This is a genomic window from Cohnella nanjingensis (assembly GCF_014212125.1).
In the GTDB taxonomy this organism is placed as follows: domain Bacteria; phylum Bacillota; class Bacilli; order Paenibacillales; family Paenibacillaceae; genus Cohnella; species Cohnella nanjingensis.
The window spans coordinates 125,525-138,739 of record NZ_JACJVP010000047.1; the positions used below are offsets into that span (position 1 = coordinate 125,525).

The window sequence follows — 13,215 nt, forward strand, 5'->3', positions numbered from 1 at the left end:
TCTTCACTCCAGTACCACTATTTATTTAATCTGTCTTGATATCTCTTTTGTGCATCGGCGTAAATCTGAAGGACTTTATCGATGTCGCCCGTTTTTTTCATTTTATCTTGGAACGCTGACCAGTTGTCGAAGCTCTCTTTGCCGTTAATAAATTTGTTTTGCATTTCAGCTACGAAAGTGTTGATCGGAGACATAACCGAAGTCATTTGTTCCCGTTCGTCATCGGTAAACTCAAGGAAAGGCTCGTTCACCATGGGAGGCGTATACGCATTCGGAAAAGGCATATCCGCGAAAGCCGTTTCCCACGGCTTTTCAATGACATTGCCATTGACGTAACCAAGGTCGTTCGGGGCAAAATCGACGAAAGCCATCGTATCGATCGCCATTTGCAAGCCCGGGCGGTACGAGCTGCTTGCTCTCATCCCGTATTTGTCTCCTTCTTCCCAAGCATTGTCGGCCTTTTTAATGGAATCGACAAACGTAGGCTTGCCATCGGCGCCTCTTGTAAATGTCGTCCCTTCAATCCCCCATGTTACCAGTTCGATGATATCCGGTTTATATTGCAGATCCATCAACTGAACTAACTCCTTCGCATTCTTTGCTTTGGCATTTACGACCATCACCGCACCTTGATCCACGCCTACCGTGCTGAAGTCGTTAATGCTCTGCCAAGCTTTCCCGTACTTCGGGTTGTCCGGGAACAGGGAGATCACGAATTTTTCTCCTCCCGTTGCCGAACGGTTCCAGTCTGCGGCGAAGTTAAACCAGCTTTGCAGCAAAATGGAATTCGTTCCGTTCATGATCTTCTTCTTGATTGCATCGTCTTTATCCGAGAACACTTCCGGATCCAGCAATTTCTCGGCGTATAGTTTGTTCGCAAATTGCAGAGCTTCCTTATACGATTCTTCCGTCGGCCCAAATACATACTTCTCGCCGTTCCAGTACACTTTAGCTCCGCCGTTATGGTTAGCGAAGAAGAGAGAATCAAACGAATTCCATAGGGTGTTGACCGGGAACGACTTCGGATACAGCTCCTTCAGCTTTTTGGCAGCTTCGTACAGTTCGTCTATCGTATTTGGAAGCTTCATGTTATTTTTCTCAAAAATATCGTAGCGGTAAGTTGCCGGCGTGTATACGCCCATTCCTTTGTCTTTGGCCTGTCTTGGCAAATTGATGTTCCATAATCCATAAAATTTACCGTCGGACCGGATGGCTTTGATCTCGCCGCTTGTCGCCTGATCAACCAAATTCATGTAGTTAGGCAGCTCATCTTTATAGGGGCTAAGATCTTTAAACATGCCTTCTTCTTCGTACTGATTAAACAAGCCTTTGTCCATGATCAATACCAAATCCGTCAGATTTCCGCTGGCGAGCAGAAGCTTCGACTTATCGCTATATTCGCTTATAGGTATGTAGTTGAATTTAATGTCAAGCTTTTTGCCTAACAGGGACTCCATCTTGGCTACCCATTCTTTTTGCACCATGGCATCTTCGATTTTCTTGCCGAAAGAAGGCAAAGTAACGGAAAAGCTTAGGGTGTCGCCCGATGGTGCCGCATCATTTGTACTTTTTTCTGTTTCTTCGTTTTTTGCCCCGTCTTTTGATTGTTTATCGGAGCTGCAACCCGCCAATATGGTTCCCGCGACGAATAAGAACGCGAGAATCAGTGAAAAGAGCCGATGACGTTGCTTCATATGAACCCCTCCAACTTTTTCTTGACTACCCTTTGCGCGCTACTGTTCCTTTAATGGCTTGCTATGCCTATGTTGCAGGAAATCCCCTCCCTTCCGTCACCGACGATATGGCGATGGCTAACCTTTAACAGCCCCGATCATGACGCCTTTTACAAAATACTTTTGGAGAAACGGGTAGATTAACATGATTGGAAACATCGCAATGACCACAATCGCCATTTGAATGTTTCTCGGATCCATTTTCAATTGCGCCAGCATCGCTTGCATCGCTTGCGTCCCGGCACCGTTTCCGAAGGACACCGTAAATAAATACTTTCTGAGAATTAATTGCAGCGGATATTTGTTCTCGTCATTCAGATAGATCAGCGCCTCAAACCATCCGTTCCAGCTCCCCACAATTCCGAACAATGCAAACGTAGCCAATAACGGTTTTGAAAGCGGCAAATAGATCCTGGACAAAATTTGAATGTCATTGGCGCCGTCAATGACAGCGGATTCACGCAAATCTGCCGGAATGGATTGATAAAACGACCTGAACAACAATACATTAAAGGCCGATATACAACCCGGAATAATCATGACCCAATAGGTATCAAGCAGGTGGAGGCTGCGAATAAGCAAATACGTGGGGATCATGCCGCCGCTAAAGAACATCGTAATGACCAGAAAAATCGCAAAGAACTTTTTCGCAACAAAATCGGCAATGGTAAGCGGATACGCCATGAGCGAAGTAAAGGTCAACATAAACAATGTAGATCCTGCCGCATAGATGATCGAATGCACGTATCCCGAATATAGAAACGGGTCTTTAAATATGTAGCTGTATCCGCCTATATTAAATCCTCTTGGAAAAATCGTAACGTCGCCCCGGAGGATATGTTCGGAATTGCTTAAGGATACCGCGATTACGTTTAAGAACGGATAGAGCATAACCACGCAGAGAAGCAGCATGATACCTATATTTAGTAGGTCGAACATTCTTGATCCGATGCCCTCTTTGCCAACCATCTCCAACCCCCCCCTACCAAAGACTTGTTTCCGAAACTTTTCGGCTGATCAGATTCGCTCCGACAAGCAGGATAAAAGCAACTACCGATTGGAAAAGTCCAATTGCCGTCGTATACTCGAACCTTGCTCCTATGATGCCTTCCCGGTAAAGAAACGTACCGAGTACGTCGGCGACTTCGTATGTATCCGGACTGTACAACAACAGCACCTTTTGAAAATCCGTGCCCAATATGCCGCTTACCGAAAAGATTAGTAAAATAATCGTCGTCGATTTAATATGGGGCCAGTTGATATTCAGCACTTTTCTCCAACGGCTGGCGCCATCGATATTGGCGACATCGTATAAGGTAGGATCAACACCGCTTAATGCAGCCAAGTATAGGATGGTGCCGAATCCGATGCCCTGCCATATATTCGTGCTAATAAAGAGGGTCCTGAACCAGCTTGGCTCCGAAAGAAACACGATCGGATCGGCGCCAAATAGCGAGACGATTTTGTTAAATAACCCTTCTCTTTCCGTAAAAGTCCGAACAATCCCGATGATGATCACCGTCGAAATAAAGTGAGGCAAATAGGAAATCGTTTGAACCACTTTTTTGAAGACGGAGTTTTTGATTTCGTTAAATAGCAATGCCAGTATGATGGGGGCCGGAAACCCCCATAGCAAGGAATAGATCCCCAGGAGCAGCGTGTTCTTCAGAACCCTCAACGCAGTCGGGTCCTTATAAAACATAATGAAGTATTTAAGGCCAACCCATTCGCTGCCCCATATCCCTCGCACCGCACTGTATTTTTTGAATGCAATCTGTATGCCGTACATCGGAAAATAGCTGAACACCAACACAATGAGAAAGCCGGGTAATACCATTAAAAATAAATATCGCTGATTCCATGATTTACCGAAAAAAGTACGAAGACCTGCCAACCCGCTCCACTTCCTTTCCAGAACATGAGCTTCAACTTATTCACCAAAGAAAGCGCTTATCATTCGCTTCGGCAAGTCAGATGTTATTATAGTTATACACCTGTGTCAATAATAAGTTTACAATGTATCATTTTTTCTTAATTTTTTGATACATCCGTTAACACATAAAAAGACGACCTTTTATCCAGCTATCCGGATAAGGTCGTCTTCTGTTTTGGCTTATGGTCAACTAAATAGACTTAACGGACTCTCCAATGTCGATATTGGATTGGCAAACTTGTCCGATATTATATGGATCTCCTTTTCCGTCAATCAAATTGAGCAACAGTTTGGCGGCACACTGTCCCATTTCATAAAAAGGTTGCGAAATTCCCGTTACATGGATATTCATTTTACGGGATAAATTATCAGCATCGTAGGTAACAAGCGATACATCCTCAGGTATGCTATATTTTAATTTTTTTAAAGAATGAATGGCCGCTTCCCCAATTTGATCATTCGCCGTAAATACAGCCGTAAAACGCAATTGTTTCATTTTCTGCTCAATCACTTCACAATACCAATCAAATTCGTCGGAGAAATCCTCCATTTTGGTGGGTATGATCACATCAAATTCCTCGGAATATTCGAAATCGGAATCGAGAATCGCCTGTTTAAATCCCAACAGCCGCTCATTCATTGTACTGATGTTCGAATTTCGAATAAATAAGATACGACGATGGCCATGATTGATTAGCAACTTTGTTAAATGATAAGCCCCGGTAATATTATCGCTTGTTACATAGGGAATATTGCTGTTATATACGGTTCGATCCAGGCATACGACTTTAACGCCATGATCTTGAAGGAGAGAGAAGATTCGATTGTTAATGTCTTCATGCCCGTGACTCATAATGGGACATAATATAACCCCTTCGACTTTTCTTGCCACTGCTCCTCTTACAAGGACCTCCAGCTTCTCCAAGTTTCGATCATTGCTTGAACTTATCAGATGGTATCCCTGTAAATATAGTACATCTTCTATTCCCCTCAATGCAGCCGACCACAGCGGATTTTCAATGCCAAAAACGAAAGCAGCCACCAGATTCGTGCTGCTCTGAACATGAAGCTTCCTTTTATCCATGAATGTTCCTCTTCGGCTATCCCGGATGAGCCAACCTTCATGGACTAATTCTTTAATGGCTTTCTCCACCGTATTCACACTGGAGTCGTAATATTCTGCAAATTCTCTGCTGGATGGCAGTCTATAACCTTCTGTCCATTCCCCATTCATTAGTCTTCTATGTATATCTTGTTTAAGATTCATGTACTTAGTCACAAAATGAAATCTCCCTGTTTTTATTACCACATTAACTTTTTGCTATAACTGAGTCAAGTTTTTTGATACAGAATGAGGTCCACGACTTTTTTTCAACCGGCAAATTGGAAAATCATCCGTCCCCATCTCCACCGCCACGCAAAAAAGGGACCGAGTCCCCGGCGCCCTAGCCATCGCTAGTTTTCCCGCCTAAGCTTCGGTCCCTTCTCTCGCCGGCTGCGGCGCTCAATACGCGGATACGCCCAGCTTGTCGATCGTCTCGCGGATAAACGCCGGCTCGTCCTGTGGTCCGCGCGACGTGATCAGGTTGCCGTCCACGACGACCTCCCGGTCGACGAATGTGCCGCCCGCCGCCTCGACCTCGTCCCGGATGCCGGGGTAGCTCGTCAGCGTTTTGCCTTGGAGCAGCCCCGCCTTCGCGAGCACCTGCGGCCCGTGGCAAATCGCCGAGATGGGAATGCCCGCCCGACTCGCCTTGGTGACGAAGTCGATTACGGCCGGATCCTCCCGCAGCGCTTCCGGCGACTTGCCGCCGGGAATGACGACCGCTTCATAGTCGTCCGGGTTCGCCTCGGAGGCCGCGAGGTGCGAGGTATAAGTAATCGTGCCTTTCTTGCCCTTCAGCTCCGCGCCTTTGCGGGTGCTGATAATGTCGACGTCGTTGCCGTTCTCGATCAGCGCGTCGTATGGATTTTTCATCTCCGAATCCTCGTATCCGTCCGCCAGCAGGAACGCTACTTTCTTGACGCTTTGCTTCATGGCCATCGTCTCCTTCCTTCATTCTTCACGAGAAAAGCAGGCCGCACCGGTATCGATCTGCGGCCTGCTCTCCCTTAGTATTCCCTGCTATCGGGCCCGATAGGCGAGCTTCGTCGCCTCGTTATCCCTTCCGTCTATTATGGAAACGCGGATGCCATGTTGCCCGGTTAACGGTTGCCCGTGAAGCGGTCCGATTCGTGAAGCCTAGCGGACCTTGGCTGTGGTGCAATCGTCATTCAAGCCCTGTGGCCGTGATTTTGGCGATGCCCGTATAGGCTTCGCCATTCCGCGCTTCGCTCTTATTCTGCTGCAACGGAATCACTTCCTATTCCACTCCGGGTTATATTAGCATGCGCGCCAGTTCGCGAGTTGATCGCTCCCCGGGTCATGCCCAGCTCTATTTTCCGCTCGCGAACCTGCCGTTATCGTCCCTGTGCATGTTGCCGCGCCCTTGATTATGGTTGGAATTTTCCCTAGCGTCCCTTGATTCTCCGCCTTGGCGTCCGATGTGTTCGTAGTGATCCCTATCATGGGTCCTTGCCGTCGCTTCGCCACCCCTTCGTCCAGCCTCTTGCCTAGACATGGTGTCTTGCTCTGTTCGTGCCATTGTGAATCACTCCTTCAAGGGTGTAATGATGTTGCACTCTCTACTTACCCATCCAGGGCGGATCGAACCGGATCTTGGCAAACTCGTATATTAGAGTTTTCTAAGGCGGGGGAACCCGGTCGAAGTCCTGCATGCGCGAATAAAACAAAAAAACGCCGCTCCCCAATGAGAGTGACGCCTTACACGAGCGAGTGAAAAGGAGTTCGATTCGGATGGGTTTATGGATGCCCATGCCAATTCGTTGCAAAAGTACATCTAATTCTCCCGCAAACGCAGCATTTGAGACAATTAGATGCAATCGTACATCTAATTTCATCAAAACAGCACGTTTTCCCACGAAAAGCCTGATTTAGTTGTACCTTTGCAACTAAATGGGCTGAAACCCCCTGTTACCCTTAATTTAGTTGTACAAATGCATCTAATCGCGACGCGGCGGCCGTGTGGAGGGGATAAAGATCGCTGCTCTATCAGAACGGTAGCACCTGAGCGCCCCGCCAACCTTCCGCATGCCGCTGCGCCTACCACCGCCTCACAGCCCACAGCTGCGCCTATCGCGCCTACCGCTGCACCTACCACCGCCTCACAGCCCACAGCTGCGCCTATCGCGCCTACCGCTGCACCTACCACCGCCCCACAGCGCACATCTGCGCCTATCGCGCCCCGCCGCTGCGCTTAACGCCTACCGCTGCACCTATCGCGCGGCCCTACCGCCCCGCCCCGAACGCCCCCAGCGTCCCCTCGCCCAGCTCGCCGAGCCGCCAGAGCGCGATGTTGCCGCGCCCGGCGCTCTTGGCCGCCTTGATCCACCGGGACAGCGTCTCGCCGTCCGCATACCAGACCGTGTGCTTCGCGCCGCCTTCATCCCGATAGTCGAAGTGCAGGCTCCCACTCGACGCGTCCCGCACCGGCGTGCCGACGCTCAGCTTGGTCAGCTCCTCCGCCTGCTTCTCCGTGATCCCCTTCGCTTCGCCCGACGCGCTCCAGTCGAATCCGCCCGCCGCCAACGCGACATAGGGGTCTCCCGGCAGCTGAGCCAGCCGCTTGGCCGTCTTCTTGATGTACGCCTCGTCCGCCTTCGGACCCGGACCGCTGTGGCCGCCGTAGAGGTTGTAAGCCATCATGACGTAGATTGGGCCTGGAGGCAGCTTGACCTTCTCGATCGGCGCCCGCGTCTCGAGCACGACCCGCAGCGTCTTGCCCTTCGCCTGAAGCTGCCGGTGCAAGTCCGCGATGAAGCGGCTCGCCTTGGCCCAATCGCCGTCCTTGATCTTCTCGTAATCGAGCTCCACGCCATCGAATCCGTAGATCTCGACCGCGGCCAGAATATCCTTCAGATGCCGAGCCCGGCTCTGCTCGTTCGCCATCAGCCGGCCGACCAGCGCCGAATCCTTCTGGCGCTCCGTCCCGTCGTCATAGAGGATATCGTTGACCAGCGTCAAGTCGAGATGCCGGGTACCGTTCTCCGCGGCCGCCTCGCGAATCGAATCGTAGCCTTCGCGGAATTCCTGCGTGAAGACCAGCCGGTCCGACTCGTCAAAGTATGCGGCGAATACCTGCAAGCTGGTCAGCTCTCCTGACGCGGCCTTCAGATCCGTCACGCCGGCTTCCCAATGCCAATCGGCCAGCCAAGCGGAGCGCGCCGGCGGCGGAGTCTTCTTCGGATCGGCCGCGCCGAAGGCGCCCGGCTTCACGGAGACGAAGAGCGCGGCGGCCGCGACCGCCACGCCCAAGATCGAGGTCGCAATTATCATTCGCCGCCTTGGCAGCTTGCGCTCGGATGTCATCCTTCTGCCTCCCTTCCCTTTACCGCCGTATCCCGAAGCCGCTCTGCCCTCCCTCGATCAGAAGGTCTCGATCATCCAGTCCACGACGTCGTTGAACGTCCGTTTGGCCCCGCCGATCACCTTCTGTACGCCGGCGTAGCCGGTGTAGTACAGCACCTGGCCCGCTTCCGCATCCGGATCCAACGCCGTCACCTTCACGTCGTCGAACACGGCGTCGTAGATGTCGTCCTGCTTGTTCTGCGCGTCGTGCGCGGACCCGAGCGCCACCTCGCCCGCGCCGATCGCGCCGTCGATGGCCTGACCGTCAAGCAAGAGGGTCTTGTCCGCCTTGACGCTCAGCCGATCCCCCTGAATCGAGATGCGGAGCTTTCTCGTATCCTTAATATTAATCGGATATTGCCGCTCTTCCGTCAAGTCCCGCGTCAACGTCTGATCTCTGGCATACACAGTCGCTTTGTTCAACGCGAGATCGGTCTCCTTCCAATGGACGGGATCCAGCTCGCGGGACAGCAGCGTCTCGGCGGCCTGACCTGGCTTTTTCTGCTCGATCGTCACGATGTTGTTGTCCATGGTCACCCGCACGTAGCTATCCTGCCGGCGGTCGTACCGCACATACAGCGATTGCTTGCCGACGACATTCCCGGCCAGCGTCGCGGACAGCTCCACATCCCGGTCTTGGGCGCTGTCCTTGAGCACCATTAATCCGGCATCCGACGGCTCCGAGGTGAGCGCGATGCGATTGCCGATGAATTGCGCGGCGCCGCGGACGACCGTCCAGTCTTCGGCGCGTCCCGCGTCGCCGACGACGAACTTCATCTCCCGCCCGGTGTCCTTCTGGATCTTCATCAACAGATGATTCGTGTACCAGTACGCTTGGGGCTGAACCCGCGTCAGGTCGAAAAGCTCGCCGGACCGCGCATTGAGGGCGTTCCCCTCCCGGTTGAAGTGCATCTGGAAGATCTGCCGGATATTCGCGTCGTTCGCGTTCGAGACGAGCCGGTTCATGCCTTGGCCCATCGCGTTGGCGTGCATGATCATGTAGACGCCCGGGACGTACCCCAGCTTGTCGGTATAGATCATCTTCATCTTGGCGTAATCGGCGCCGATCCGCGCTTCCATCTGCTGCCGGTCCTCCACGGGGATCATATCGCCGTCGCGGATGAAGTCCATCAGATAATGGTTATAGTAGTCGATATTCATCTTGTTCCGCAGATCCTTCTCGTCCTTCGCGCCCAAGAAGTTCCCTTCGCTGTCAAAGACGTTGATGTACGAGAGCCGGTATCCGTTGCTTCCCAGCTCCCAGTAGCCGGTCTTCTTCATCTTCTTCATGCCGCCGGGCTGGACGAACTTGCGCTGTCCGTCCCCCATCTTGTCGGCGTACGAGAGGAAGGTCGCCTTGAAGTTGTACTTCTCCAAGAGCGGCTGCGCGAACAGGCTCGAGTCGTTGCGGCCGTCTTCGAAGGCCAGGAACAGCGCCTTGTCGGGCAGCTTTTTGCCGTCGCGGTAGTAATCCAGCACGTCCTGCTGCGAGATCGTGACGTAGCCCTGATCCTTCAAAGTCCGGAGCTGCTCGTCGAGCTGCCGCTTCGACATCAGCTTCGGGGTGCCCGAGCGGCTCACGCCGAAGTAGGACAGCGCGATGAAGCCGTTGTCGCTCTTCCACTGCGAGCGGTCCGGCTCGGCGTACTGTTTCACGTCAACCAGCGTGTGGAACAGCAAGTAGCCCACCGCGAACAAGAACGCCAGCTGCAGCACCGTTTTGACCAATTTGCGGCGGTTTTTCTTGCGATAATCCAGGGCAGCGCTTCGTTTTCCCATTCCCATGTCTGCCTCTCCTCACCCCATGTATCGGGCGGGGTCCTAGAGAGGAAGTCCCGCCTTTCTTTCTCTGTTTTTCCGCTTCCGCGCGGCTTTCTTGTTCTTCGCCTCGATATCCTGCGGCGTCTCCCGCGTCCCCCAGGTCGACTTCCAGAAGGTGACCCAGGCGACGGGCATCTGCCAGAGCAGCACGAATTCGTAGAAGAGACAGAAGACGAACCCGAACACCCACAGCCGGCTCTTGCGGAACAACAGATGCGCCAGGCTCATCAGCAGCGCCATCATCAAGAGTCCCATCAGGAACGTGCCCGGGAACACCCGGTGAACGAGGGGCACATAGCCCAGGTTGTACAGGACGATTACGGGAGCGGCGATGGGCACGATTAAGCCGATGTAGAAGAACAGCGCCATGAAAGGCTCCTTGCGCCAGATGAACGTGCCTGCCCGCAGCGACTCCCGCAGCCAGGAACGCTTCCAACGCATCTGCTGCTTCAGGAACACGTTCGTCTTCGACGGCACGATCGTCGAGCAGATCGCCGAGTCCTGGTAGGCCGTGCGATGCGTCTTCAGGATGAAGTTCGTCATGCTCCGGTCGTCGCCGAACGTGGCGGGCTGTCCGAGGAACTTCTGCGTCAGCCAGGCGTCGGCATGCTTCAGGATCAGGTCCTTCCGATAGCAGGACAACGGCCCGGACAGACAGGTGACGCTGTCGAACCACGATTCGGCGGCCTTCATAATCCGGAAGGCGATGTAATACCGCACGGTCTGAAGCTTGGTGACCGCATTCGTGAATTTGTTCTCGACATCCGTGCGCCCGGCGACGCCGCCCATGCGCGGGTCCTGGAACGGCTGAACCAAGTGGCGGATCGCCGTCGGCTCGAGGAAGCTGTCGGAGTCGACGAACACGACCAGGTCGTGCTTCGCCATCTCCACCCCTTTGACGAGCGCCACGCGCTTGCCGCCGTTCCGTTCGAGCACGTGCATCTTCAGCCGGTCCCGCGTGGCGAACCGCTCCGCTTCCTGATGGACCATCTCGATGACCCGGCGGATCCGCGCCTCCGAATCGTCCGTCGAGCGGTCGTCGACGACGATCACTTCCAGCTTGTCGATCGGATAATCCTGATTCACGCAGCTGAGGATCGTGCGGTGAATCCACTCCTCCTCGTTGAAGCAGGGAATGATGATGGAGACGCCCGGGGTATATTCGGGATTGATCGGCACGTCCCGGTAGAAGGCGCCGAACAGATAACGCGACAGCAGGAAAGCGGCCGCTATCAGGCTGTATAGATAGAGCAGGCTGTTGTACTTAAAATAAATCACGCTCTCCGCGCGCATCAGCATGACGAAGGCCGCCGCGACGAACAGCATGCCGCTGGCCATGTAGACCGAATATCCCCAGCGCTTGCGCTGGAAGTACTCCGTCAGCGGCCGCTCGAACTCGAAGGCGAGCATCGCCTTCTCCCGTCCGTCGTCCTCGCGGGCGAACGTCCGGACGGCGGTCGCGTACGTGTTCACCGACGATTCGAAGCCCTCCGGCATCGTGCCGGGGGGAATGCGGAATCGGATGTTCACCCGGTCCCCGACCCGAATGCGGTCCGTCCGCTCCCCCAGCGAGACGAGCAGTCCCGTCGAGGAGATATCGGAAGAGCGGCCTTTGATGCCGCCGCGTCTCTTGGTTCCCGCCGGGACGATGAGGACGTCAAAGTCCGCTACATAGCGAAGGCTTAGCATTCGGATGCGGTTCAAGTAATCGGCATCCCGCTCTTCGCCGCTCCCGGCGTCGCTCTTCGCCCCCCGCCGATCGACCGTCGTGCGGATCTTCTCGGGATCCGGCACGTTGCTCAGCGTTCGCCGATCCTCTCTCGGTACGGTCAGCACCTCGACGATCGGCTTGTCCTTCTTTCTCTTCCACACGGTGAAGTCTCCAATCCGCCAAGCTAAGATCATTACAGGCTCCAATAGTGATAGCCGCCGCGCGCAAAATCCGTTCTCTCGTAGACGCCCTTAATGTCGAGCAGCGTCTTGGGCGCGTCGGCCGCATACAGCTTGTCGAAATCCCGGACGTCCATATCGGCGAACACCCGGTGCGGGACCGCCACGACGACGACGTGGAGATCCCGCATCTCCGATAGAGCAGTGAGCGAGATGCCGTATTCTTCCTCGGCCGCGATCGGATCGACCAACGGGTCGGCTACGAGCGGGACGATGCCGTACTCCCCCAGCTCCTGGACGATATCGACGACCTTCGTATTGCGGATATCCGCGCACTCTTCCTTATAAGACAAGCCGAGGATGCCGATTCGGGCGCCGTTCATATCCTGCTTCAGCTTCACCAGCATCTTGATCAGATGCTGGGCGACATAGCGGCCCATCCCGTCGTTGATATGGCGGCCGGCGAGGATGATCTTCGACCGGTAGCCGGTATCCTCCGCCTTGTAGGTCAGATAATACGGATCGATGCCGATGCAGTGTCCGCCGACGAGCCCCGGCGTGAACTTCAGGAAGTTCCACTTCGTGCCGGCCGCCTCCAGCACCGCCTTGGTCTCGATGCCCATATGGTTGAACAGCATCGACAGCTCGTTCATGAAGGCGATGTTGATGTCCCGCTGGGCGTTCTCGATGACCTTCGCCGCCTCGGCGACCCTGATGCTGTCCGCGCGGTAGACGCCCGCTTCGATGATCAGCTCGTATACCCGCGCGACCGTATCGAGCGTCTCCGCGTCCATGCCCGAGACGATCTTCACGATGTTCTCCAAGCGGTGGACCCGATCTCCCGGATTAATCCGTTCGGGCGAGTAGCCGACCTTGAAGTCCACGCCGCAGCGCAATCCCGACTCCGCCTCGAGGATCGGGACGCAGATCTCCTCCGTCACGCCCGGGTAGACGGTCGATTCGAACACGACGATCGCGCCCTGCCGCAGCTTGCGGCCGACGAGACGGCTCGCGCTCTCTACGTACTGCAGATCCGGCACGTTGCCGCTCTGGATCGGCGTAGGGACCGCGACGACGAAGAAGCGGGCGCGCGACAGCGCGGCCTCGTCCGATGTGAACGTCGCCGTACAGTCGCGGACGGCGGCGTCGCCGAGGTCTCCCGTCGCGTCGATGCCGCGCTTGTAGCCCTCAACCTTCAGGGCGCTGACGTCGAACCCGATCACGTCCGCCCGCGTGGCGAACGCCACGGCGAGTGGCAGTCCGACGTAGCCCAACCCCACCACCGCGATCGGCTCCAGCCGATCCGAGATTCGCTCGTAGAGCCCCATTTCCAATGCTTCCGTTACTCCCATGACAAACGCTCCCATTCC

General features: G+C 54.4%; 9 protein-coding genes. All 9 read right to left on the reverse strand.

Translation table 11 applies throughout. The annotated features are described in order from the left end of the window. Nucleotides 1–17: 17 nt before the first annotated feature. Nucleotides 18–1,694: an extracellular solute-binding protein gene (locus H7C19_RS28000; protein ID WP_185672387.1), complete on the reverse strand. Its 1,677-nt coding sequence runs from the start codon at nt 1,692–1,694 to the stop codon at nt 18–20. A 117-nt stretch (nt 1,695–1,811) separates the two neighbouring features. Continuing rightward, nucleotides 1,812–2,702 (reverse strand): carbohydrate ABC transporter permease, encoded by an 891-nt coding sequence (locus tag H7C19_RS28005; RefSeq protein ID WP_185672388.1) that lies wholly within the window; start codon nt 2,700–2,702, stop codon nt 1,812–1,814. A gap of 13 nt (nt 2,703–2,715) precedes the next feature. Beyond that, nucleotides 2,716–3,627, reverse strand: a complete 912-nt coding sequence (locus tag H7C19_RS28010; RefSeq protein WP_246469855.1) for an ABC transporter permease — start codon at nt 3,625–3,627, stop codon at nt 2,716–2,718. Nucleotides 3,628–3,856: 229 nt separating this feature from the next. Further along, complete coding sequence (locus H7C19_RS28015; protein ID WP_185672389.1) at nt 3,857–4,945, reverse strand: GntR family transcriptional regulator; 1,089 nt, start codon at nt 4,943–4,945, stop codon at nt 3,857–3,859. A gap of 225 nt (nt 4,946–5,170) precedes the next feature. Then, complete coding sequence (locus tag H7C19_RS28020) at nt 5,171–5,704, reverse strand: type 1 glutamine amidotransferase domain-containing protein (RefSeq protein ID WP_185672390.1); 534 nt, start codon at nt 5,702–5,704, stop codon at nt 5,171–5,173. 1,311 nt (nt 5,705–7,015) lie between these two features. Next, nucleotides 7,016–8,062, reverse strand: coding sequence for a glycosyl hydrolase family 18 protein (locus H7C19_RS28025; RefSeq protein ID WP_185672425.1), 1,047 nt, complete (start codon nt 8,060–8,062; stop codon nt 7,016–7,018). A gap of 90 nt (nt 8,063–8,152) precedes the next feature. Beyond that, nucleotides 8,153–9,919 carry a polysaccharide deacetylase family protein gene (locus H7C19_RS28030; RefSeq protein WP_313732024.1) on the reverse strand — a complete coding sequence of 589 codons (1,767 nt, stop codon included), beginning with the start codon at nt 9,917–9,919 and terminating at the stop codon, nt 8,153–8,155. Nucleotides 9,920–9,955: 36 nt separating this feature from the next. Beyond that, the gene (locus H7C19_RS28035; RefSeq protein ID WP_313732026.1) at nt 9,956–11,827 is read right to left on the reverse strand and encodes a glycosyltransferase family 2 protein; all 1,872 of its coding nucleotides are present in this window, start codon (nt 11,825–11,827) and stop codon (nt 9,956–9,958) included. 32 nt (nt 11,828–11,859) lie between these two features. Next, entirely contained in the window at nt 11,860–13,173 is a 1,314-nt protein-coding gene (locus tag H7C19_RS28040; RefSeq protein WP_185672427.1) for a nucleotide sugar dehydrogenase, read from the reverse strand. Nucleotides 13,174–13,215 lie beyond the last annotated feature (42 nt).